14 protein-coding genes and 6 pseudogenes are annotated in these 24,711 nt (G+C 38.6%); 10 read left to right on the top strand and 10 right to left on the bottom strand.

All coding sequences use genetic code 11. From position 1 onward, the window contains the following. Positions 1-52: 52 nt before the first annotated feature. Positions 53-1,672, bottom strand: a pseudogene (locus tag AAZO_RS44300) (IS1634 family transposase). Positions 1,673-2,532: 860 nt separating this feature from the next. Between AAZO_RS44300 and AAZO_RS34480 the strand changes: the two are divergent. Next, positions 2,533-2,634: pseudogene (locus AAZO_RS34480) on the top strand (histone deacetylase); the annotation flags it as partial. Positions 2,635-2,642: 8 nt separating this feature from the next. On the opposite strand, the pseudogene AAZO_RS27755 reads toward AAZO_RS34480, so the two are convergent. Continuing rightward, positions 2,643-3,924, bottom strand: a pseudogene (locus tag AAZO_RS27755) (IS701 family transposase). Positions 3,925-4,000: 76 nt separating this feature from the next. On the opposite strand from AAZO_RS27755, the pseudogene AAZO_RS22975 reads away from it, so the two are divergent. Together AAZO_RS22975 and AAZO_RS35855 are read left to right on the top strand one after the other, a co-directional pair. Continuing rightward, positions 4,001-4,466 (top strand): annotated as a pseudogene (locus tag AAZO_RS22975) (histone deacetylase family protein); the annotation flags it as partial. Positions 4,467-5,139: 673 nt separating this feature from the next. Then, entirely contained in the window at positions 5,140-5,295 is a 156-nt protein-coding gene (locus AAZO_RS35855) for a hypothetical protein (protein ID WP_187289560.1), read from the top strand. A gap of 586 nt (positions 5,296-5,881) precedes the next feature. Here the strand turns inward: AAZO_RS35855 and AAZO_RS22965 are convergent. The 7 genes and pseudogenes from AAZO_RS22965 to AAZO_RS22940 form a co-directional block, all read right to left on the bottom strand. Beyond that, complete coding sequence (locus AAZO_RS22965) at positions 5,882-6,535, bottom strand: HAD-IA family hydrolase (protein ID WP_013192993.1); 654 nt, start codon at positions 6,533-6,535, stop codon at positions 5,882-5,884. Positions 6,536-6,738: 203 nt separating this feature from the next. Continuing rightward, complete coding sequence (locus tag AAZO_RS22960) at positions 6,739-7,932, bottom strand: NAD(P)/FAD-dependent oxidoreductase (RefSeq protein WP_013192992.1); 1,194 nt, start codon at positions 7,930-7,932, stop codon at positions 6,739-6,741. Positions 7,933-7,973: 41 nt separating this feature from the next. Next, positions 7,974-8,546, bottom strand: coding sequence for a GNAT family N-acetyltransferase (locus AAZO_RS22955; protein WP_013192991.1), 573 nt, complete (start codon positions 8,544-8,546; stop codon positions 7,974-7,976). A 461-nt stretch (positions 8,547-9,007) separates the two neighbouring features. Further along, positions 9,008-9,253, bottom strand: a complete 246-nt coding sequence (locus tag AAZO_RS22945) for a ChaB family protein (RefSeq protein ID WP_013192990.1) — start codon at positions 9,251-9,253, stop codon at positions 9,008-9,010. Between the two features lie 173 nt (positions 9,254-9,426). Further along, positions 9,427-9,579 carry a DUF1345 domain-containing protein gene (locus tag AAZO_RS40070; protein ID WP_266889788.1) on the bottom strand — a complete coding sequence of 51 codons (153 nt, stop codon included), beginning with the start codon at positions 9,577-9,579 and terminating at the stop codon, positions 9,427-9,429. A 149-nt stretch (positions 9,580-9,728) separates the two neighbouring features. Then, on the bottom strand, positions 9,729-10,130 hold the full coding sequence (locus tag AAZO_RS40065) for a DUF1345 domain-containing protein (protein WP_228371381.1): 402 nt from the start codon (positions 10,128-10,130) through the stop codon (positions 9,729-9,731). An 81-nt stretch (positions 10,131-10,211) separates the two neighbouring features. Then, positions 10,212-10,978 (bottom strand): annotated as a pseudogene (locus AAZO_RS22940) (phospholipase D-like domain-containing protein); the annotation flags it as partial. A 206-nt stretch (positions 10,979-11,184) separates the two neighbouring features. Here AAZO_RS22940 and AAZO_RS22935 point away from each other — a divergent pair. The 6 genes and pseudogenes from AAZO_RS22935 to AAZO_RS22910 all read left to right on the top strand — a co-directional run bounded on the left by AAZO_RS22935 (position 11,185) and on the right by AAZO_RS22910 (position 20,805). Then, on the top strand, positions 11,185-12,381 hold the full coding sequence (locus AAZO_RS22935; protein ID WP_013192989.1) for a cysteine desulfurase family protein: 1,197 nt from the start codon (positions 11,185-11,187) through the stop codon (positions 12,379-12,381). Between the two features lie 315 nt (positions 12,382-12,696). Next, positions 12,697-14,199 (top strand): annotated as a pseudogene (locus AAZO_RS22930) (glycosyl hydrolase family 57). A 646-nt stretch (positions 14,200-14,845) separates the two neighbouring features. Continuing rightward, positions 14,846-15,898 (top strand): permease, encoded by a 1,053-nt coding sequence (locus AAZO_RS22925; RefSeq protein ID WP_013192987.1) that lies wholly within the window; start codon positions 14,846-14,848, stop codon positions 15,896-15,898. A gap of 52 nt (positions 15,899-15,950) precedes the next feature. Then, positions 15,951-16,730: a TIGR03943 family putative permease subunit gene (locus AAZO_RS22920; RefSeq protein ID WP_013192986.1), complete on the top strand. Its 780-nt coding sequence runs from the start codon at positions 15,951-15,953 to the stop codon at positions 16,728-16,730. 103 nt (positions 16,731-16,833) lie between these two features. After that, positions 16,834-18,375: an Ig-like domain-containing domain gene (locus AAZO_RS22915; RefSeq protein ID WP_013192985.1), complete on the top strand. Its 1,542-nt coding sequence runs from the start codon at positions 16,834-16,836 to the stop codon at positions 18,373-18,375. Positions 18,376-19,191: 816 nt separating this feature from the next. After that, positions 19,192-20,805, top strand: coding sequence for a GumC domain-containing protein (locus AAZO_RS22910; RefSeq protein WP_013192984.1), 1,614 nt, complete (start codon positions 19,192-19,194; stop codon positions 20,803-20,805). A gap of 115 nt (positions 20,806-20,920) precedes the next feature. On the opposite strand, the gene AAZO_RS22905 is transcribed toward AAZO_RS22910, so the two are convergent. Further along, a complete protein-coding gene (locus AAZO_RS22905) occupies positions 20,921-22,987 on the bottom strand; it encodes an NAD(P)/FAD-dependent oxidoreductase (protein ID WP_013192983.1) in 2,067 nt (688 codons plus the stop codon). A 161-nt stretch (positions 22,988-23,148) separates the two neighbouring features. On the opposite strand from AAZO_RS22905, the gene AAZO_RS22900 reads away from it, so the two are divergent. After that, positions 23,149-23,382, top strand: a complete 234-nt coding sequence (locus AAZO_RS22900; RefSeq protein WP_013192982.1) for a hypothetical protein — start codon at positions 23,149-23,151, stop codon at positions 23,380-23,382. Positions 23,383-24,711 lie beyond the last annotated feature (1,329 nt).

Raw genomic sequence — 24,711 nt, 5'->3', positions numbered from 1 at the left:
TCAAATAAATTAGGTTATTTTTCGATGGGAATTAAATTAATAGAGAGAAAAATTAGGTAAGCAATTGATAGTAGGGAAAACAATGATATGGTAAAAGATTCACAATGAAATCTCTCTCTTGAGTCCAGTGAGAGATGTATTTTTCTTGGTTAAGTGTAACTAAATAAATAGACTAAAAGCATGGAAAAATCCAGCGTAAAGTGGGGCGGTCAGTTGGTTTGCCCAATTGATTTTTTACTGTTGATTTAGACTCTCTCAAAGGGGTTCTAATTTGTCGTTGCCCTAAAGTATAAACCAGCAGACATAAACCCATAATCATTCCCAGAGACTCTATTCTCTCTGGACTTTTTAGGAAAATACTGTCTGCAAAAAATAATGGGTCTTTGAGAAAAGCAAACCCTCTCTGGCAAGACTGTTGAGCTTTATATTGAGCTTTATATTCACTCAAGATGGAGTCATGGGTAAGTTCATTGGAATCCAAAAGGTTTGTAGCAATAATAAAAGGCCCTGCCCTCAGAAATTCTGTATTAATTTCACTTTCATTATGGGAGACTCTAGCTGATATTTCAGAGGATATCTCTCCTGAACTATCTTTTGTCTTAGATTTGATTTGAGTAACTTTACTCTGGTTAATTTGGTGATATTTGAATTGTTTGAATAGTTTAGATAACCCCTTGATAGCATCAGCCTCACAAGCAAATTTTTCTGGTGATAACTTTTTCAAATCTTGCACAGCTTTTGATTGTGCCTTGGTAATTTTTTGTGAGAGTTTACCCAGATCTGATTCTCTTCTTTCTTGACTTTGTACTACTAACCATCTTTGTTCTATTCCTGGATAATTTACTGTTTTTGAAGCTAGTTTATATCCGGGTAAGTTACTATCAACCAATTCTGGTTCTGGTAATGTTGATATTCATCATTGTGCTGATTTTATGCTTAATAGCACTGGACATAACCAGCTTAAATCTGACATCATTTTCAGATTTGATTCTGTATATAAGGCCCAGTCTGCTACTATGAGACTGTTAACTTTTAGTTAACTTTTAATTGTTTTTGGTACTCTACTGCTATTTTACCAAAGCATGATGAATCTGCTTGGTTTCCCGATGCTAGTATTAAAAATATATATTGGTATGTCTCCATCTCCTGAACATATCATTTCTATAATGAACTGTTTTAACTCCGGTCTATGGTCACCAGAATAACCGTAGGTGATGGTTATCTCTTTTGCTGATTTTACTGCTAATTCTTCTATTTCTTGATTATTTCCTACTTTTTGACTCTCAAATACTACTTCTGGTAAGCTGGTATTATATTGCTAATGTATGTGCATTTATGATGAGTCTAGATGCCCTGCTCATAGGGATACTCCAAATTTTTGGGCTGCTTTTAAGGCGACAAGAAAAAATATTCTATCCAATCCTTTTATAAATAGTTTATCCATGACTCTCCCCAGTTTATCGTCCTTGAGATATTCTGGTTTTACTCCTGGTCCTATTAGATGGTCACAGGCTATTGTTTCAAAATACTGGGGAAACATATATAACGGTTTCTATACAAATCCTAACCCGTTGATTATCATGGGTTTTACTACATCACCCGGACTTACGTTCTCTCCAATTTCAACGATTATTTCTACTACTCCTATGGCGTCTATTATTCCTGCTACTATGCCTCAATGGTATAGGTTTTGAATTTCCATTTTTTGAAGCTTTGATTTCACAACAGAATTATCCACAACTCCTGTTGTGATTAAATCATTTCTTCTTCTGTTCTAATTTAATTTTTAAATCATTAAATTTTCTTTTCTTTTATCTTCTTTACAAAACTTTATTCTCTCACTCTATTGCCATTTTCATGATACTTGTTTTTATTAAGCCTTTTCTTCCTTGCAGGAGTCTTAGTTCTTTTGTACTACTGCCTGTGACAGTTAGGGTGCGGAAGGTGGGTTATTAAGAAGCCCAAAAAAGCTGAATTTTCAGAGATTCAAAAAGAAGAAAATAAGAAATTACCTTCAAGAAGAATTGGTATTGAACATCTCATATGTAGAGTCGAAACTTTTCGAGTAGCTAGTGTATAGATTTCGTTTAGCTGGACATCGTTATAATCCGGTGACAATGGCAGTATGTGGATTAGTTAGGTTAGATCTAAATTATTCACTTATACTAAGTCATAATATTTGAATTATCAGCCTTTAGATTATCTTTTTCAGAAAGCTATGTTTGTTTCTCAAAACTTTTATTTTGATATTTTCATCCCCAAACCCTTATTTTTGCCTTCAGCCATAATTAGTGTTTCATCCCAGTTATAGTTCTTGTAACGCTTTCACAGTAAGCTTTTTATCTTTTGTGGACAAGTCTAATAGTAATCTGTTCAAAAATTTCTGATCCATTTTTGCAAAGATTATTTATATAACCACGTTATTTTCGTAACATTTCTGAAATTGATACCAATCTCACTGCAGAGAAATTTTCTACACATATGCTGAGTAGTTGTTGACCTAAAAATTTAATGGCTTAACTTGCCTAAGCAATGGATTTACCTATTATTTATCATCAAGATTATATACCTCCTCTACCACCAGGGCATCGCTTCCCGATGTCGAAATTCGGACAACTGTATGAATTGCTGTTAACGGGACGTCAACAAAAATCAAGCCCAAATGTAGCCCAAATTGGCTTGACTTGATAAGAAGGAAACACGTCCGGATTCCAGTTGAACCAATCAATAAATAGAAAAGATATGGCTGTTCTAAACCCTTCTAAAGCTGCAGTAAAAGTATTCAAAGGTTTCTTAGCCCACCTTGGTCTTAATCCTCCAGTCCACTGATGGCAAAGAATAAAAGTGTAGGGATAAAAAACCAAAATAAAATGGCGCAGTAAACTGTTTTTATCTGGAACTTAATATTCTTTAAGTCCTAACTATCCCTTGGCTTCCCTGTAAAAAACTTCTACCCAATTTCTCTGAGAATATGTATCAACTATCCATTGGGGTGTGACAATTGATCAAGAAATATTGGTCATAAAGTATTCAATATCAGTGGCTTGAGAGAAAGTAGAACCGTTGATGAGGATAGTAATATTCTGCTTTCTAGTTAAGGCTGATATTTCTACTTCCTTAGTTACTACCCATAATGTTTTGAGTTTATCTAACTCCAGTTGAACTTCTGTAAAAGCCTCTTGGGGTAAACTTTGTGCTAATTCATCTAACCTAATTATTTGTGGACTATCCTCTTGGTCACTGCTAAGGACTGTGGGATTTTTAGCTAATCCTCCTAACTACTTTAAATTCCAATTTTCTATCTTTAATAAGAAAGATGTATTGTGGCCATATCCAGTATCTATAATTACTATTCCTGGTTGATAATCACGGCTTAAGGTCAGATCTATTAATTTAATTCCTAACTCAGGTTTATTCTCAAATCGAGGGTCTTGTTTCCCTTTGGGTAAAGAATCACCGTGGTGATATAACTCTATATGTAATGGTAAGCTTTTACTGCCATCATATCATATAGATGTGTTGTTACTACTACTATTCCATTATCCCTTTTCCCAATTTCTCCAATATATTGTCTTCCTACTCCATCCCTAAAATTCCCCCTTTTTCTATGGACAGAATCATCAATTATTAAGCTAAATCCTCTGGTGATTCTCCTCTGACTACACTTGTTCATAATCTCTAACTGACGCTCATTGACTTGGGAACTGGACCAAGGTGCTTCAGTTAAAACGTGGTGTAATCGGTGGTAGGTCACCCCTAGGGCATTCTCTGCCATTTGAAATAGGTTTTTTCTCTCACTTTCACCCAATCATCCCCCTAAATCATGTCTAAACTCTCTTTTTTGCGCTTGATGAGTAAATACATCATCAAATGACACCATGTTTCAAACCATGGTGCCATTGCTGGGGCAGTGGTTTCTTTCATCAGCTTCTTGGAACGTGAAAGGTACAGCGAAACCGCACCATACTCCTTTTTACTCTTAACTTTTGTTTAAGCCCCGTTAAATGAAAAAGTAGCACATCCAGAACAATTTCACAGTCCTGAACGTCCACCCCAAGAGTTGATTGAATTAATTCATACCCCAAATTATGTTCAAGCTTACTGCGAAGGAACATTAGAAGCAAAAGCACAGAGACGCATTGGTTTACCTTAGAGTTCAGCTTTAGTAAATCGTATCTATCATCGCATTAGGTGGAACAATATTAACTGCTAAATTAGCAATCAATGAAGGTTTAGCTTGTAATATTGCTGGTGGAACTCATCATGCTTTTCCCGATTATGGGTCAGGCTTTTGTATCTTGAATGATTTAGCAATTGCTGCTCGCGTCATTCAAAAATTAGGACTTGCCAAAAAGATATTAATTCTCGATTTAGATGTACATCAAGGAGATGGAACAGCCTTTATATTTGAAAACGATAATAGCATTTTCACATTTTCCATGCACTGCGAAATAAACTTTCCTGGTAAGGATTCAGGTGGTGGGGTATTGACAAGTGTGATAGGTGAGGCAGAATATAGAAGTTATGGAAAAGAAGCTGCCACCAAAACTAGACAGAGACATATTGAAGCAGTTGGGAACAGAGCAACTGGTAGAAATCATTATTGACCAGGGGAAAAGTATAAATAACCTAACAAAATAGAGTAGTAGAACTGGAAAGAGAAATAGAGAAACTCAAAGTCACTAGAGATTTAGAGACCATAACATGATCCAAACCACCGTGGCCAGACATCCTGAAAAAAACCGAGAACAAATAAGAAGAGAATCCAGAAGAAAACCAGACACGAAAACGGAACCCAGGAGGACAACCAGGGCATAGGGGAAAAAGGAGAAAGGTGTTTGGTGGAGTAGATAGAATAGATTTGAGATAGTGGGACGGCAAGTGTGTGGATGGTGAGGTCAGGGGCAATTCTTTGGCGAACCAATAAAAATCCAAACACAACAAGTCGGGGAGTTGGTGGACAGGCCAATCCAAATAGTAGAATATGAAAGATATACGTAGATTCGCACTGTGTGTGGGGAAACACAAAGGGCACACTGATCACCAGAGATAGTACCGGGACAAAATATAGGAATCACAGGACAAGCTTTTTCGGGATGGAGCAATAACTAGGGTCATTGACCCTATGAAAAACAACACTTGTTGTTGTGGGCACTGGGTCAAATAGAAATTGGAGTGGGAACACTAGCAGGTACCAATGAAGGAATAGATGGTCCAGTGGCTCAAAGTATTCATAGCCTCAAACAGTGGATAAAACAAACCCAGCCTCATATCCTTGGGGATGAAACACCCTGAGTAGTCAAAGGGGTGAAACAATAGTTATGGATTTTTGCCAATAGTGACTTCCCTTTATTTCATGAGCCTGATACTCCTTATCCTGGCAAATTAGAATCCATTGTGGGTTCAAGTTACTCTGGTGTACTCAGTTCTGATGACTTTACTGCCTATAACGGTTATCCGGTCACAGCTCAACAGAAATGTCAGGCACATCTACCCTAGCCCGTCACTTCAAGACACTAATCAAGATTCCTGGCTTCAATCACCAAGAAATTGGCACAAAATTCATGGACCTCATAGATGAAGGTTTTAAAAACTACCCTTTATTCCAACAAACCCAAAACCTTCATGAATTCTTGACTTGGCCATCCTAGTTTCAACCAAAAGTCGAATCTTCCATTCATTCATTGATCAACCCCCAGGGGAACCTGGTAAACTTTTACCTTCCTTAGGCAATAGACCTTGATCATAATTTAGCTGAACTAAGGTTAGGTTTAGGAGTGACACAACGAAAGGTCTGTGGTGGTTGTCTTTCTCTAGAGCTATTCCAAACATCTAGAGCCAAGGAGATATATTTTATTATATTAAACCAAGAAAAAATAATTTAGTAATTTTGCTGGCGGTTAATCCAAATACCCCTCATACCAGCCTTTCTAGGGCCATGATAGTCATCTGTTATGCTGTCTCCAATGTGCCATGCTTCCTCTGGTGAACAGTGATGACTTTGCAAGGCGATGTTAAAAATTTGCGGATCTGGTTTAGCTGTACGGACTTGGGTGGAAATGGTAATGGATTTGAAATAGTCTCTCAGTCCTAAGCTTTGTAATACTGAGTATAGACGGGAATCAAAATTAGACAGTACACCTAATTCAACTCCTAACCGTCGCCAGTTTACCAAAGCCAGAGGAACATCTGGATAGACAAACCAAGGTTCAGCAGTACCAAAGTGAATATAAAGTTCGCTAAAAAAAGCGGAAAAATCAGAAAATTCATTGAGAACACCTGCACCTTCAAAGGTTTTGAGGGCAATAATGCGCCACCAATCAAATTCTCGCTGGGGAATATCTTGAATATCTGTATGGAGAAATATGGATGGTGGTGCAGCTTTGAAGCTTTTAAGAAAGTATTTATTGAGGATTTCCGGAGAAACTGCAACGCCAAATTCCTGGGCTATTTGACTATAAACTTTGCCTACACTACCTTTAACACCAAAGAGTGTACCTACCGCATCTAAAAAAATAACTTTTGGTTTTTTCATAATTTCTAAAATTAATGTCAGTTACTGGTTAGGAGTTTAGGAGTATGGCTATCGCCACGCTATGCCTACGGTACACTACGTGTGGCTTGCTTACCATAGGGTAAGCTATCAGGAGGAAGGCTCAATTTTTCTCCCCCAGCCTCCCCACCAGCCCCAGGACCTCTACTCGTCTGCCTTCTGTCACCTATTCGCTGTTACCTATTTTACTGAGAAAGGGTTTTGATGATAGGACTGACTAACCAACTAAACCCAACTTTCAATTGATGTTCTAAAGTTGGTAAACGATACAAATAAGCTAAACGACGGGCGATGTATGCTAAAGAACCATCTAATTTGATGCCTAAACCTGTGAGGGTAGCGTTGTCTACTCCCAAGGCCATCATTTCTCCTAATTGTTGATAGCGGAAGGGAAGTAAAGGACGATTTGTTAGAGATGCCCAGATGTTCCAAGCGGTATAATCGGCTTGTTGGAAGGCGACTTGCGCTGTAGCTGGTACTTGCTTTCCTTCTGTATCAAGACAGTCTGCTAAATCTCCTAAAGCGAAAATTTCGGGATGTTCCAGGACTTGCAGTTTTGATGTGGTGGTGATTTGTCCACGTTGGTTTTGCTTGAGGGGTAGGGTTTTTACGAGTGGGGCAACTCTTGTCCCAACTGTCCAAATTACCAAATCTACGGGAATTTCGTCTACTTGAGTTTTATACTCTAGGGAGATGGTATTTTCTCCAATCGAGACTACTTTGGTTTCTAAGTCTATAAACACACCTCTGGTTTCTAAGGCTTTTTTCGCTGCTTGGCGGTTAAATTCTGGGGAAGTTCGCAAAATTTGATCGCTGATTTCAATTAGGCGGAAGCGTCCTTTTTCGCCAATTCTATCTGCAAGTTTACAAGCTAATTCTACGCCACTGTAACCTGCACCGACTATGGCTATACGAATTTTTTCTGTTTCTGATGCTTCTAAAACTCGTAGGCTTTCTTCTAGGCGATAAACCTCTGTGATGCTACGGAAGTGGTGAGCGTAGGTTGTAGCACCTGGAACTAGATCAAGAGGTGTTTCGCCACCTAAAGCTAATACTAGTCGGTCGTAGGCTATTTCTAGTCCGTTTTGTAATTGTACTTGTTGCTTGTCGGTATCGATTTCTGAGACAACTGCTTGATGAAAACGCACACCTGTTCCTTGTAGTAGTTCTTGGTATGGTGGGGCGATTTCCCAAGCTTGCAGTTCTCCAGTGAGGAGTTCATACAGGAAGGGAGAGAAGAGAAAGCGATCGCTCTGATCTACTAATATAATCTCAGGTTTTGGTGTAGACTCCCACGGTAATTGGCTTAAACGAAGGGCGGTGTAAAGTCCACCAAAGCCGCCACCTAGTATACAAATTCTTGTAGTTGCTTGAGTCATAGTTTTTATAGGCACCTAAATTCCACCAAGGTAATTTATTCTTAGTGTAGTGAATTATTACGTTTTATTGCCATTAACCAACAATCCTGATATTTGCCCTCATAGAGTTCATGAGATGGTAACAGCTTAATTTTTACAAATCCACATTTTTCATAGCAGTGAATGGCACGGAGATTCCTAACATTGGCATCAATAACAATTTTTACAGCGTGCACTTCAGTAAAAATATAATTTATCACGGCTGAAAGCAATTTTGTACCTATTCCCTGATTCCAATATTTAGTTTCACCAATAAATAAATCAATTCCATAGATATTATCTGTTTTTTCTAGAGAATACATTTGTTTAATATGTGGTGGTAATTGATTGAGATCATAATATTGCAAATAACCAATTTCTATATTTTTATAAGAGAAAATGCAGGGAATTAGAGGTTCTTCTCCCAAAATTCTAGGTTGATATGTTTCTACGACTTTTTTCAAATCATAAGGATAATCTCTACCGCCATAAAATTTTAACACTTCCTCATCAGAACGCCATTTTTCCATTAACAGATAGTCTTGTTTATCATCTCGCATGAGACGAAGTTTAATTTCGTCTTTGATAACTAGCATGGCTTGTAGTTAATACAACTTAGTCTTATTTATTTGAAGTTGCTCTAAATTCAGCAATAACTTCAATCATATCTACAATATTAGCATTAAATGCATCTAATTTCTCAGCAGGTATCCAATACTCTTGCTGTTGAGCACTACTGACAGTTCGCAAGCTGTATTGTCGATAAATTTTGTTTTAACTTAAAATATTGTTACATAACCAACATATCTAGATGTTTTGTCTTTTGTGTTCCACTCTCTAGCAATCTCTACACCATAGGCTTCGTTAAGTACAGGATAAAAAATTGGTTGGAAAGGAAGTCGGGGTAGAAAGGCTGTATAGTTGCAGCGATTAAATCAAGTTCTGCTTGACCACCTGCACGAAAGAGTGTTGTAGTATTGCTCATGGATAATTTCCAATGAAAAGCGGTTTCTCATTATAAAGACCGCCTATAAATTAATATTTATTTTTTAGGTAATTAATTACCACCAGACATGACAGCTTTATGATGTATGGCAGGATCTTCTGGTTTTCTATGCCAGTTACCTTCTCTGTCTGGCTCATATTCATTGTGAACACTATTCCAGGCTACTTCTAAAGAAGTATCTTCATTCATTCCGTCACTTTGAGCAGCATTGAAAGCAGCTACAAAAATCTGTTGAGCGTGTTCTGGTAGTCGTGTTTGGATATCTTGAGGTAATTCATTTATTTTGTTATAAGGCATAAACTGACTCCGGCTATTTAAGTTAGGTCTATGTTAAGAATATTATTCTACGATTTCATCTTTCTATAAGTAGAGAATCATAGTTCCACACCTTTGATAGAGTTAACACTTTCGGGAAATTCAAAATTCAAAATCTACAATTCAAAATTGAATATTCTATCTAAAATTGCTCATCAAACAACGTTTAAATTAGTGCCGCAAGATATTATATTGATACTCATAGCAAGAACGGTAGTCTTAAAAAAGAAGGAAAACACACCATGCAGCAAAGTTAAGCGCCTCATAGAACGTACTGTTGTTTGCACGTCAGAGAATTGACCAGTCATAGCAATCACAAAGGAAAAATATAAAAAGTCCTAGTAATCTGGATAGTTCTCGTTAGGAAAACCTAAGCCTCCAGCTATATTTCCAAGATTGATTTCACAATCATGTTGGTAACAAGTGCGTCCATATAGCAGAGCAAACATTGTATGTACTAGGTATGTACTAGTAAGCAAGGACTGAAAATCGTCATACTTGCAAGCATGACGCGTAGGGGTAAGGAAATCGTCAATAGCCCATGTTTATGATAATTCAGGAGGGATGCGATCACTAACATACTCATACAAGAAGCGAAGACAATGAATGTGTATATCACCAAACGACCTTTGTATTCACGCTGTGCATAAGAGCGGTTTTCTTCCGCAGTAGCTTTAAGCATTTTCCACCAAGTCAACCCCAAAAAAACATAGGCGCTAGAGTTCCAAATACAGAGAATAGGAGTAGGTAAACGCAACCAAGACGGGAGTAGTCCTGATACGAATACAGCACAACCGAGAGAAATGATTAGTCGGGTTAAAGGGCTAAACGTATAGAATAACCTGGGTATTACAGACACTTTGACTTTAGAGCAGAGTAATGGGTATCTATTACGTTAGAACGTATAGTTTATGAGGTGGCAATGCACAGATCTTTTTATACTATTTGGCTTACCTCCCGCACCATCACCCCACATATTATTAAACTCTTCAGTAAATAAAGTTGCTAATTCTAGACTGTCGATTTTTAGTAAATTATTGGCATTAGCTAAACTCCTAGAATTACTAAAACCTCCTGATGTATCACTTAATGTAAAATTAGCAGCAGTAATAATGGCAGAACGATTATCTACAATTCCAAATCTATGATGAATAAAACTGCTACCCGCAGTACCATCTGGTGTATCATCTATCCAAGGAATTTGGGCATTTTGGATCATGAGTAAAGCATCACGTTAATTAATTTCATCTATTGTGATTTGATTATCTTAGTTGATATCAACAAATTGGCGAAATTCTTGATATAGTTCTTATTCTCTTGTTTCTAGTTTCTGTATTTCCCTTGTAGGTAAGCTACTCCAAGGACCAGAATAGTTATTTTCTACAATTATCCTGACCTTGACACCAGCTTTTTGTTCTACAGCTAATGCTTGAGCAATTTTAGGGGAAAGTAATTCTTGGACTGCTATATCTATGGTAGATTTTGCCTGACAAATAGCATCAATAATCTGTTTTTATCAGTCGTCTCCTAAATGGGTTTGCTGACGATAGGTTTCTTGGTATTCTGAAGATTCAGCATGGTTGAAGTAAACTTGAATTAATGGTTCTTGTGGCAATGGTGCGAGAAGCTGATTGGAAGATTGGACTTTTTAACAACCACTGAGAGTCAATAGGAATAAAAAGATATAAGATAGAAATCAAATCTCATATGAGGAAAAATAGACACGGTAATCTGATTAAAATAGATTGAGGGTAGACATTATTTATTATTGCCCATAAGGTGTATGTCTAATTATGTAAAAAACTGGTTGTACCAAAGATGCTAAAAGTCCACCCATTAACATAAAATTACTCGGTCTTTTTACTGATTTAGCAAAGTAACTGTACATACTTGATCATCTCAATTATGGTTTTATGCAAATATATCTAGATTACAGTGCTACTACTCCTACTCGACCCGAAGCGATCGCTACAATGCAAGCAGTCTTAAATCAACAGTGGGGTAATCCTTCCAGTTTACATGAGTGGGGCAACCGTGCAGCATTAGTTGTGGAACAAGCAAGAATACAAGTTGCAGGTTTAATTAATGCTGTTCCCGAATCAATTATCTTTACTTCTGGGGGAACAGAAGCAGATAATTTAGCAGTTATGGGTGTGGCTCGATGTTATCCTGTACCACAACATATCATTATTTCTAGTGTGGAACATTCGGCTGTTTCTGAACCGGTGCGAATGTTAGAAAATTGGGGTTGGGAAGTTACCCGTTTAGGTGTAGATGGTAAAGGTAGAATTAATCCCGAAGATTTAAAAGCAGCTTTGCAACATAACACTGTTTTGGTATCAGTGATTTATGGACAAAGTGAAGTGGGAACTGTTCAACCGATAGCAGAACTAGGAAGAATTACCAAAATCCATGGTGCTTTATTCCATACAGATGCGGTGCAAGTTGCGGGACGTTTAGCGATAGATGTCAATAATTTAGGTATTGATTTATTGAGTTTATCTAGTCATAAAATATATGGTCCCTTGGGTGCAGGTGCTTTATATGTGCGTCCAGGCATGAACTTAATACCATTGTTAGGTGGTGGTGGACAAGAACAAGGACTGCGTTCAGGTACACAAGCAACACCTGCTATTGCTGGGTTTGGAGTAGCTGCGGAGTTAGCGGGACAGGAGTTAGAAACAGAAAGACTAAGATTAACAGAATTGCGTGATCGCCTCTTTACCAAATTAGCAGATATTCCCAGTTTAATTCCCACAGGTGACAGAATTCACCGCTTACCCCATCATCTTAGCTTTTCTTTAGAATATGCCGATGGCGAAAAAATTAGTGGTAAAACCCTAGTCCGTCAATTAAACTTAGCAGGAATCGGCATTAGTGCAGGTGCTGCTTGTAATAGTGGAAAATTAAGTCCCAGTCCGATTTTATTAGCAATGGGGTATTCACAAATAGCCGCTTTGGGCGGAATTAGGTTAACTTTAGGAAAACAAACAACAGCAGCAGATGTTGATTGGACAGCAATAGTTTTGAAACAAGTTCTACAGCGATTGACAGCAGATTTATCCTTAGTGATACAATCCACCTCAATCACTTGCCAATTAGCAATTTGACCAATTAATATACCCAGCAAAGCTAAAGGAATGGAATGAAACGTACTCACAACAGCTTGCCAAAAAGGTTGATAATAAACCTCAGACCAAATCTGTTTTTCTGGTAAACGGTAAACAAACTTCATCAAAAAGTAGAACACAAAGATGGGAATATCTGGAAGGACTGCACGGATCAGAATTGCTGCAGTAAACTGAGTTCGGATTTGTTGATTAAATATCACCAAACTTAAAATAGCGTGACTGGAAGTATTCATTACTCAATATCGGTGCAGAATTAACAGTTATATATCGTTTCTGAGTAATATATAGATATAGATGTTGAAATTACCTCATAATCTGCCCACTTTGCCCGAAATCATCAATGATTTACCTAATATTTCTGGGTGGGAAACAGAAGTGCTGTCTGTAGTCAACCATGATCAGGCTGTATTTTTACCAACAACCAATCTTAAATTAGCAGATATTGACGCTGTGTTTGCAATCGCTCTCCACATGCACCAGCCCACTATACCAGCTGGACATAGCAGTTCACTCATTAGCAACCTGCAATATATGTTTGAACATCAACACGAGGGAGACAACCACAATGCAAAACCTTTTGCCTATTGTTACAGTCGCATGGGAGACTTGATCCCCGAACTTGTAAATCAAGGTTGCAATCCCCGTGTCATGTTGGATTATTCTGGTAATCTTTTGTGGGGACTCCGACAAATGGGACGAAGTGACATCCTCGACAACCTCAAACGGATTACTTGTGAGACCACCTATCAGCCTTATGTAGAGTGGCTAGGGACAATGTGGAGTCACGCTGTAATTCCTTCCACCCCCATAGCAGATATGAAACTCCATATTATCGCTTGGCAACATCATTTTGCGGCAATTTTTGGATGGGAAGCACTAGGACGAGTCAAAGGATTTTCACCCCCAGAAATGCACCTACCAAATCACCCAGATATCCTATTTGGATTTATCAAAGCCCTCAAAGAATCTGGATATCTTTGGTTATTAGTACAAGAACATACAATAGAAACAATTACTGGTGAATCTATCACGCAAAAACATTTACCACATCGTTTAGTTGCTCGCAATTCCCAAGGAGAAACAATTAGTATTACAACCTTAATTAAAACCCAAGGAGCAGATACTAAATTAGTCGCTCAAATGCAACCATATTATGAAGCTAAAACCTTGTCTAAACAACAGTTAGCTTCTAATTTAGTACCGCCAATCGTCAGCCAAATTGGTGATGGTGAAAACGGCGGTGTAATGATGAATGAATTTCCCAACGGTTTTAAACAAGCCTGGTGGGATATGGTGCAGCATGGCGGAGGTAAAACCAGAGTAGTGGCTGTCTGTGGTACAGAATATTTAGAATTATTAGCAGATGCTGGTTATCTACCTGAAGACTTTCCCCCTTGTCAACCAGTGGGACAACATCAGATCTGGCAACAAATTCCCGCAGATAATTTTTCACCAAATGCTGTAGAAAATGCCATACAAGGAATTATAAAAACTAATCCTAATTTTCATGTAGATGGCGCATTATGGACTAATCATATTAGTTGGGTGCAGGGATACGAAAATGTTTTATCTCCCATGTATGAATTAAGTAATTCATTTCATCGGCAGTTTGATCACTTCTTAGCCAACAACTGAGGTGAAGCTATCACCAAAAAAACCTACTACCGTCAAAATTTATTATATAACTTGTTGCTGCAAACAAGCTGTTTTCGATATTGGGGACAAGGTACTTGGACTGATTACGCACGGGAAATATACAAAGGCGGACAGAAACTTTCACCGTGCTTCGTTCATTAACCAGAGGAATTTTCTCCAAATTATTGAAGTTTGCAGAAAAAATTTCAGGGAGGTATGTTTTTTAAGCCGGGGATGATTATACAATTCGCTTTTGTATAATGGCACAAAATGAAAACAAAGATCATATAAACTTTAGCTGTATATTATGACTGCGGCTGAAGCCACTACCGACTTATCCCCATGTCTAAAGCCAGGAGCTTGCGTCTCGCTTTTTAGTCAATATCCTAAAACTAGGATTAAGTACCGTAGGCATACGGGAACTTACGCTTGCGGAGATTTGATTTGCCCTTTTGGGCGGATTGGTGCCAACCAGTCGTCTAACGGCGAGTCTGTGAACCAAGAATCCCCTCGGCTTTAGCCAGGGGAGTGTCAACTTAAAGCTAGGTGATTGAGCTAGGAAATCAAAACTACAACAGAAGTCCTAGAATGCTGAATCAGGAGTAGAAAAGGCTTGTGATTTGGTTTTTAACCTAGATTCTGTAAGACTTTGGCTGTTAATATGCTGTATGTGTGAGGTTCAGATCATCTGAGAGATACTAATGTTTACATTTCCCAATTTACTATTGATCCCCGTTTAATTCTGATTTGGATAAAATGACTAGGCATAACCCTAAAACTCAAAACCGCTTTTGACTGCGACATGATAATGAATCAACTTAACAATGGTTTCACCCTATTTCTGAGTCTGCTAGTCGAGGCGATGCCTTTTTTGCTGCTAGGGGTGTTATTCTCCAGTTTGCTGCTGTTTTTTATTGATGAACGCAAATTGGTAGAAAAAATGCCCAAAAATGCCCTACTAGGGGCTTTAGTTGGCAGTATGATTGGCTTTTTATTTCCGGTGTGCGAGTGTGGTAATGTGCCAGTAGCGCGGCGGTTATTGATGCAGGGAGTCCCCACACCGGTAGCAATTGGCTTTTTACTAGCAGCACCGACAATTAACCCAATTGTAATTTGGGCAACTTGGACAGCATTTAGAGATCAACCAGAAATAGTAGTGTTAAGAATTGTATTATCTTTAGCGAGCGCTACTATTATCGGTTTTGCTTTTAGCCTTCAACAAGACTTAAGTCCCTTCTTACAACCTACGCTCGCACGTTATATTAAATATAATCCACCCCCTAAACCAGAATCTAAACGCAAGGGAAAATATTACCAGGTAGAAGAACAAGCAACGGCTAATACTATCTTGCAATCAGGAACTTATATTCTCGGTGGTAAAGCAGGTAGATCTACCAAGATAGGTGGTATAAACGAAACAAATATCGCAACTTCTAACCTCAATAAACCTTTTGCAGATAAACTCCTTCTATTATTGGATAATATCATCCAAGAATTGCGGGAATTAGGAGGAGTAATGGTGTTAGGAAGTGCCATTGCTGCCGCGATTCAAGTCTTAGCACCCCGTGAATTAATCCTCAGTTTGGGTGCTGGGCCAATTACTTCAATTCTGGCCATGTTGATTTTAGCTGCAGTAGTATCAATCTGTTCTACAGTCGATTCTTTCTTTGCTTTATCTTTTGCTTCCACCTTTACCAGTGGTTCTTTGTTAGCATTTTTGGTATTTGGTCCGATGATTGATATCAAAGGTGTGGGTTTGATGTTATCAATTTTCAAACCTAAAGCCCTATTGTATATATTTGCTTTAGCCGGACAGTTGACACTTTTATTTACCTTATTTTTGAATCTGCACGTCATGTAATTTTTGGCAGTTATCTGTGAAACTTACAACTGACTTAATAAATCAATAAATAATGACTTCAATCCAAAAACAAAAACAAAAAATCAAAAATCAGTTACTTCCTTGGCTGGATGTTATAGCAATCATAGCTTGGGGAATTTTAATGCTCAAATACTGGTTCACAGGCAAACTAAATTTATTGATTCATCCTGACTACTTTTGGTTAGTAATTGTGGGTGCAATAGGTTTATTGATTGTTGGTTTTTTCAAAGGGATACAATTGTGGCAACAATGCCGTCGTTATGAAGCACCTAATAACCAACAACAACATATAAATTTATTTCCTCCTGGTTGGGGTAGTGCCTTACTCTTAACCACAGCAATTTTAGGATTTATCATTACCCCCCGCGTCTTTGCCTCTCAAATAGCACTTAAACGGGGTGTCACCGAGTTATTGGGAGCGACACGCGCCCAACCCCAAGCATTTCGCCCTACCATTCGACCAGAAGAGCGCTCGCTCATAGACTGGGTACGCACACTTAACGTCTATCCAGAACCCGATGCCTATACAGGGCAGAAAGTTAAAGTCCAGGGATTTGTAATCCATCCTCTAGAACTAGATCAAAACCACTTGTTATTAGCTCGATTTGTGATTACTTGTTGTGCTGCAGATGGCTATCCAGCAGGATTACCAGTTCAACTGGGAGAAAACCGCAATCAATACCCACCAGATACCTGGCTGGAAGTAGAAGGACAAATGTTCACAGAAAACATCGCCAATAAACGTCAATTAACTATTAAAGCCTCCTCCCTCAAAAAAATTCCCCAACCTGAAAATCCATATAGTTATTAGGTGACAGGAGGCAGGGTGTAAGGGTATAGGGGGAAATGCAATGATGAATGCCCAATGCTCAATGCCCAATGCCCAATGCTCAATACCCAATGCTCAATACCCAATGACAAAATCTTATAAATTTATTCAACCACTAGATCGTGTTGTGATCGCCCTCATGATCCTCTTGAGTCTACTGATTGGCTTTGTCATCTGGCAAGGTGATGCAGTCAAGCCCATCGTCCGTAACTTTACCTGGCAGAATCAACAAATTGGAGCAGAAGACACAGCTTTTACACTCACTTTTAGTCGTCCAATGGACACCAAAAGCGTAGAAGAAAATTTAAAAGTCTGTCCAGTAGAAACCAAAAGCGAAGAAGAAAACTCAACAACCTGTCCAGTTCTCGCAGGTAAAATCAGTTGGGCAGGGCGAAGACTAGTTTACACACTAGTAACACCAGCACCTTATGGAACAACTTATAAAGTTTCATTGCAAGGAGCAACAGATAGATTTTCCCAGAAAGAAGGAAAAAAGAGGGAAATTCAACCGTTTACGGGCAGCTTTATCACAAGAGATCGCGCTTTACTTTACATAGGAGCTAATCAACAAGAGCAGGGAAAATTAGTAATCTATAACCTAACCCAAGGGCAAAAAAAGGTACTTACCCCCAAAGAGCTAATTGTGATGGACTTCGAGCCATTTCCACATGGAGAGAAAATATTATTTTCCGCTCGTTCCTCTAAAAATCCAGACATACTCTCAGCCCAGCTATATACAGTCACAACAGGAATTTCTAGCACAACTGGTCAACAACCACAACCACCAGGCAAACTAGACCTGATTTTAGATAATAAGCACTATCAAAACTTAAAATTTGACCTATCCCCTGATGGAGCAACAATTGTTGTCCAACGCGGCAAAATAGATAATCCAGGCGACTTTGGGCTATGGCATTTATTAACAACTCAAGATAGTTCAGGAACAAAACCCACCGCAAAACGCTTACAAACTCAACCACCAGGCGATTTTCTCATCACACCTGATAGCAAAGCAGTAGCAGTTGCTCAAGGACAAGGAACAGCAATTTTATCCCTTCAAGGAGAAGCTACCAAACCTCTAGATTTTCTACCCCAATTTGGCTTAGTTCAAGCTTTTTCCAAAGATGGTTCACAAGCCGCAATGGTCAAATTTAATACTGACTTCACCCGAGACCTATTCCTAGTCACCAATCAAGGGGTGCAGAAACAACTATTAAAAACCACAGGCTCAATCCTTGATTGCAATTTTGATCCTGCCTCACCCACCCTCTACTGCTTACTAACACAACTAATATCAAAAGAACAATATATAGAACAGCCTTATTTAGTCGCGATTAACCTCAAAACCGACCAACAAAAACCACTCTTAATGCTACCCCCAGCCCAACGAAATGTGCACATGAGTTTAGCACCCGACGGTTTGGGTCTAGTGTTTGACCAAATAGTACCAATAGAAAACTCAACAACCACATTACCTGCAAACACCTTAAAAACTGATGATGGTGAACCGATTGCTACCAGCAGTCTGTGGTTAATGCCTCTTTTACCCATCACTGATGTAGCCAACATCGAAATCAAACCAGAACAACTTCCCTTAGTTGGTTTTCATCCTCACTGGCTACCTTAAGGGGAGCAGGGGTGTAGGGGGAAAATTTTTTCTTTCTCCTTATACCACAGGGTGGCGTAAGCCATACTCCTTCTTCTGAATTATTATATTTTTAGTAAAATTTAATACTTTAATCCCAGATAATATCTACCAAACAGCAGTAGTTGAGTGAATAGGTCGGGGATCATAATATTTTTTAGCAAGTTAATCTAACTTTTAACCTACGTCAAGTAGGTTCACACCCTCTACCACTTAGGGACAAAAAGACTACATCATAAATAAACTTGACGCACAAGAAACTGACATACCATTTTCAGTATTATTAGCATCAAGCAATTTTAGATTTTGGATTTGCGATTTTGGATTTACCCCTTGGCTTGAGATCACAAAACCTTGTGTCTTTAAACTGCTTGTTTCGACACAAACCTTTTTCCTATGCTGGTTGTAAAACCAAGAGCCTGTATTTATTATTACTAGTCCCAAATCTAAAATCCCTTAATTCTAGATTCACAATTAGGACACTCTCTCATCACTAGTACCGCAAGGCGCAAGTCAAAAGTCAAAAGTCAAAAATCTTTCTTATGGAGTAGGCTTTTCCTCTAATTTACAACTTGGCGGAAATAAACAGACAGTTAGCAACCAGACAAAAAATTAAATTCCGTGAGTATTAAGGCTTTCTAGCTGATAGCTGCCTTCATGTACTAGCCACTAATGCTGAAAGAGAGTTAAACTTGGCTTCTAGAGGAAATCCTGATTGCCGTAGGCAATTGAATGTATTTGATCAGCAATGCTGGCAATAGTATTGCTGAATATTTTTAAGCAGGTGGGTCAAGAGTGATGAATATAGCTGACACCTCAAATAACGGCACTGTGATTGAACCCCTAAATTCTCCAACAAATTCGGTACTTTCAGAGCAGGCGGGTTGTCATTTTTACTCAGTTGTGCATGATGAAAATATGGACGTGACTAATTTGCCACTCCTGAATCCAGTCACCGATGTCACCAATGGGTTACACCTACAGCAGTGTGAATCTCCAAATACAGAGAATTTGAAAAATAATCCACAACAGGATTGGGTTGCTGAACCTGACAGTGAAAAACAAGCCGTTGTGAACTCGGAATTTCAAAACTTACTGACATTGAATCAAGAATTAAGCACAGCTAACAGTGATTTATACAGTCAGGTGGAGCAACTCAAACAGGAACTAACTGAAGCAGAAAAGATTTTGCAATGGCAAAAAAAACGCTCCAGCGTTACTGATTCGATGCTAAATCAACAAACTCAGGAACTTTCAGCTGCCCAAGAGCAAATTCAGTCTTTGTTTCAACAGTTAGAAACAGCTATACAAACTGTTCAACGACAAGATATTTTCATCGAAACTCATAAAGCACAGTTACAAATTAGCCAACAGCGCCTAGCTCAATTAGAGCGCGAATGCTCATTGCTACAAACTAATTACAGTGAACAGTCTCAGCAGCTATTACACTCAGAAAATACTGGTCGCGAATTGCGGACTCGACTGATGCGTCAACAACGTCAAACGCTGCAATTTAAAGCGGCTTTAGAAAAATGTCTAGATACCTCCGTTCCTAACTATGACACCCTAGAAGACAAAGCTCATCATCCCCACGACGTAACTGGTGGACACACAAGATTCTCTAGAAAAGCACGATCTTTGTTTCCCAATGCACAGCCTATTAAACCTTGGTCAGCAGAATCAGATTTTGTCAGTGATGCCTGTGGGGGATTACACCAGCTTACCGATAATTCCTGGGTAGAATCTTCAACTCCATCCCCTCACGAAAAAAATTACTCTGCTCCCATTTCAGAATCTTCTGATCTGTGTTCAGATGAAGACAATACTCTCACATCCACAAAAATCGCTGCCTCTTTAAAAGTTGATGAATTAATTACATCAGAAACTGCGTCTTCTGGTTCTTCCCAACTAGACCAGCAGTTAGAGAGTCTTATTCAAATGTTTTTTACCTCCCAATCGACATCAGTAACTCCACTTACTACGGGAGATACTCCAAACAATCATCAAACTAATTTGTCAATCAGGGAAACTTCAGCGTCTACTACGGAAAATGCTGAAGAACCAAAAAGGATAATAGGAGGGAATTTAGAAGTGGAAATAAATTATGGTGCTGGAGCAGAAAATTTGTTAATCTCTCCAACTAATGAACCACCAATAACTCCTACTTTTCCACATAAACAGATAAATGCAGGAGATAGTGAGGACTCTTGGGCTGAAGTTTCATCGTCTACATCCTCTAAATTGCCTTTACATAATTTTTCCCTAGAACCAATGGGTGAATATCACCCAGAAAATAAATCACCTTCTCCGTTGATTTATCCCCAGCGTCCACCCAAGGGACGTAAATCCTTAGCATCTGTGGAATTACCAAGTTTTCCCCCCCCAGAATCATCAATCAAAGGTCAATGCTGAAGAATCTATAGCAAGTGACAGGTGACAGTTAACAGTTAACAGTCAATTGGGGAAATTAACCTTCTAGGTCTTACGTCTTACGTCCTACCAATGAACAATGACCAATGACTAATTACTAATGACCAATTTGAGTTACTGCTTTTGAGTTAACTTTAACTACCTGATTATGCCGCTGTGGTTTACCAGTAGAAATTCCATAATTAATGGTTAATAATTGCAACCATAATCCGGGATAACGGGGTTCTAACCAAGATTGACTTGATTTCAGGAAGTCTGAAAACCATCTACTTAACAAAAGGCTAATAAGGGCGTGACGACCAAAGTTGAAATAATTACCAAACCACCTCAGTAAGTCTTTTAACCCAGCCATTTGCCATATCCACAGCAGTAAAGCAGGATTTTTCCTGGCTGCTTTCAAGGCTAAACGGTTAAAAGTTAACCAATCGCAACGATCTTTCATGAAATTATCTACCACTTCTGGGGGTTCATCTGCTAATAAACCAAAGAAGGTATTGAGCATGGAGTTTACCCTTTGGGGCGGGATAAATTTCCCTGTGGGAACCATCATTCCTTTGGAAAATAACCAAGTCACGGAAACGTTACTTTGGTAGGCACGAATTTGATTTAAGTACTGAAAACTCAATAGGTTGTGTTTCAGGGCTGTATTTAATAGGGTAGTTAACCGTTCTAGGTTGCGAACGAGAGAACCAAAACCTGTAAAAATCAGGGGAGACTGAAGGGAAGCAGCATCACCAATAGCAATTAATCTATCAAAGGCAATGGTGCGATCTCTATTACTTACACTAAAATGCCCTGGTATATAGCCAAAAGTCGGCTTCTTCCACACCAGCTTATCCATATCACAGCGGCGATACTCCGGCAAAATCATGAAAAAGTCCTCATACATCTCCAACAAAGAACCAGGATTTTCCCCATTCACCTCATGGTAATGAAACAGATAAATTGTTAGTTCCTCCTCAACCCCAGGAAACAACTCCCAAATCAACTGTCTACTTCGAGAAATATCCCCGTGGCTGTAGAGAACATCTCCATACTGAACATCCCACACACCATGCTCAAACCCGTTCTCAATTACTGCTCCCACAGTTGGACACACACTATCAAAAGCCCTACCACCATTTAATTGCCAAGCAATAGGAGAAGCAGTTCCCATTGCATCCACCAGCAATCTTCCACTCACTTCCTGCTCATTACCGCTAGGTAAATGCTTGACAGTAATACTTACCTGTGCATCGCTGATATCAGCCCGAATAAACTCAGTTTCATCCCAGATATCACCACCAGCACCTTTGAGTTTTTCTCCACATACTTGCAGCAACTTATCTGAATCCAAAGCGATATTTAGCACCGTCGGCGTGTGCAGAATCGGCGCTTTCAGGCCAGAAGGATTATTGGCATCAAAAAATTTATTGAAACCGTCTTTATACTCCCTAGCAATAATGCTTTCTAACTCAGCACTTGTCAGCAAACCCAGATTTACCAAACTTTGAATTTCATCACGAGAAATATTCCATTCCCGGTTCATCCTGCCAAACGGCAAACGTTCCACCAATAGCACCTTATAGCCCAACTTTGCCATCAAAGCCGCATGAATTGAACCTAAAGCACCACCAATATAAATAAGGTCATATTGAAGATTGGGACTTTCGTTTCCCTCTTCCCCTTGACCAGAAAATAACACCTGACGGGGCTGCTGAGGATTTCTCACCCCTTCACGCCAACGTTGCTCCCACCAGTAAGCACGCTTCAGATCATATTCCCCATTTGGCATTTTCTGAAAATACTTGACAGTTAGGGGATAATAAGGTTCTAACTCTGCGAAAATTGACTTTTGAGCATCAATTTCCGGCGGTTGTGGATAACTATGGGGAAAGCGGCTGCGGATTCCTGTCGTTAGACGTTGAAGAATTTGCCTCTCATTAGCAAAAGGTTTATCTGCCCAACGGAATACCTTGAGATAAGTAGTACGCTGTACCGACCAGACAAATATAGACAGTTCATCTGGTATACTCTCCGTCACAGACACACCAGGGTTTCTCAAGCGAAAACCTTCTGGGGTAAGCAATTTCTCTCCATTACCTGGTGCAAAATCCACTTGTAGCCAGTTGCGTACAGCCCCAGTATCTGGAGTAGGAACTTCTACATAAAGAATCTCTTTCATATTCTGTTGACATCTCCCATCAATCTACTCACTAAGAAAGATTTGACAAAGGCAGAAAGTACGTTACACTCCGCCCTATCAGTTGCATCAAGATTTAATTAAGAAACTTTAATAGTTTGTTAAATTTATTAATCATTTTGGAAATTCTGTAAACTCATACCATGAATTATCCTATCCCAGACAGTCCCCAAGAAATTTTCGCACTCCGACAACAGCCAGTTGATGAAGAACTGGTAGCTGCGGTAATTGCCGGAGTAGTCAAACTTGTCCGCGCTCAGGGTCAATCCTTAGAAGAATTAACTGCCGAGGTCTTAGAAGATGATCTGGTGTTAGATAGACAACAACGACGCTGGTTAAGCAAGTTGGTTGCCCAAGCTTGGGAAAGTTTTCCCTAAATTCATCGAGTTTTTACCAACGCCTCCTTAAATTAAATTGTGCTGCGGTTTGAAGTTGAATTTGCGGTTTTTCTGTTAAAGCTCAATCTATCACTTTTGCTAACTTTTCAGGAATATGACTATCACGTTGACGAATGGGTACAGGATCATTTCTCAACACAGAAGCCTAAGAATCACCAACAAAATCACGGGGGAAATATCCCGTTAACATATTTTATAGACAAGCGGCACTCGCCCAAACATAAACTTCTGGTAATGCGTGTTTAAAGTCTAGGACTTATTGGCGAGACATAAATACAGGTGTTCCCATTTTTGTCCATGTGAAAGTTCGCCCACTTAAACCTGCTAAATCAAAGGCTTTAGCTAAACCATAAGGTCCAATTTTTAGTACCATTTTACCATCACATCACATCAATATTTGTCAATATTTGGTGTTTTCTGTTTCTCTGAAAAATATTTTCACACCCATTTCTTGAGCAGCAACGACAGGTAACATGATTTTGAGTGCGACAAGTTTCTTGGTTTGACTATGTTGAGCTAAAAATACTTCTCCACATCCGCCTTTACCTAATGATTTAATAATCTGACTATTTAAAAATTACTTGTAGATTTGGATTTCCTTAATTGGCTAAATTGAGAAGGTTTTTAATAATTTCAAAAAAATTCGGGTTCTGCTATATATAAGTTATTTGTATGAGATTTTGGGGAAAAATACTTTTATCAATAAGAGTGGCTATATTCTCATTATTATTGAGAATATAGTCAATAATTTAAGGAGTTTTAGTGATTTCAGCCAGGGGGGTTGACAGTGTTCCGAGTTTTGGGTATGCCTAATATTAGATTTGTAAATTTATTGGCGCATATTCCATATATTATAGTAAGTTTTCGGATTTCAACATTATTAATTAATTGTCTGAAACATTATTTACAGGATTGTTATTTGTTTGTGATTTTTAGTCAGTTGGGTAAAATACCCAAAGTGACAAGACGCTATATATTTGATAAGGTCACAATCTTGTGGATGAGAAATGGTATGTGATCGCTATCTCATCTAATTAGATAATCTAGTGATATCATCCTGTAAATCCTTTAGTCCTGGATATCCTGGTTCAGACAACCAACACTAATATAGTTAAGTTAATATTTATTAGACCTATGGCAACATTGTTTCTGTGGTATGATAGAGAGTTTTAGATCTTATATATATTTTTTTTTTTGTGTTATTTGCGAGCCCTAATTTAAATATAACCGTGTAAGTCTAACTTTTGGCTAAAACAAATATAACCCCCATTCATTATAACAGAATATTAATTCTGCAATACGTCTATT

The sequence above is a fragment of the 'Nostoc azollae' 0708 genome (genome assembly GCF_000196515.1).
Lineage (GTDB): Bacteria > Cyanobacteriota > Cyanobacteriia > Cyanobacteriales > Nostocaceae > Trichormus_B > Trichormus_B azollae.
The sequence above is the reverse complement of the archived record's forward strand: the minus strand, read 5'-3'. Positions and strand labels throughout refer to the sequence as shown.

Bases quoted from the DNA above. Each gene is read 5' to 3' on its own strand.
- AAZO_RS22935 (WP_013192989.1), top strand. From the start codon at position 11,185: ATGCAAATATATCTAGATTACAGTGCTACTACTCCTACTCGACCCGAA.
- AAZO_RS22915 (WP_013192985.1), top strand. From the start codon at position 16,834: ATGACAAAATCTTATAAATTTATTCAACCACTAGATCGTGTTGTGATC.
- AAZO_RS22920 (WP_013192986.1), top strand. From the start codon at position 15,951: ATGACTTCAATCCAAAAACAAAAACAAAAAATCAAAAATCAGTTACTT.
- AAZO_RS22900 (WP_013192982.1), top strand. From the start codon at position 23,149: ATGAATTATCCTATCCCAGACAGTCCCCAAGAAATTTTCGCACTCCGA.
- AAZO_RS40070 (WP_266889788.1), bottom strand. From the start codon at position 9,579: ATGACTGGTCAATTCTCTGACGTGCAAACAACAGTACGTTCTATGAGG.
- AAZO_RS22905 (WP_013192983.1), bottom strand. From the start codon at position 22,987: ATGAAAGAGATTCTTTATGTAGAAGTTCCTACTCCAGATACTGGGGCT.
- AAZO_RS22960 (WP_013192992.1), bottom strand. From the start codon at position 7,932: ATGACTCAAGCAACTACAAGAATTTGTATACTAGGTGGCGGCTTTGGT.
- AAZO_RS22925 (WP_013192987.1), top strand. From the start codon at position 14,846: ATGAATCAACTTAACAATGGTTTCACCCTATTTCTGAGTCTGCTAGTC.
- AAZO_RS22910 (WP_013192984.1), top strand. From the start codon at position 19,192: ATGAATATAGCTGACACCTCAAATAACGGCACTGTGATTGAACCCCTA.
- AAZO_RS22955 (WP_013192991.1), bottom strand. From the start codon at position 8,546: ATGCTAGTTATCAAAGACGAAATTAAACTTCGTCTCATGCGAGATGAT.
- AAZO_RS22965 (WP_013192993.1), bottom strand. From the start codon at position 6,535: ATGAAAAAACCAAAAGTTATTTTTTTAGATGCGGTAGGTACACTCTTT.
- AAZO_RS22945 (WP_013192990.1), bottom strand. From the start codon at position 9,253: ATGCCTTATAACAAAATAAATGAATTACCTCAAGATATCCAAACACGA.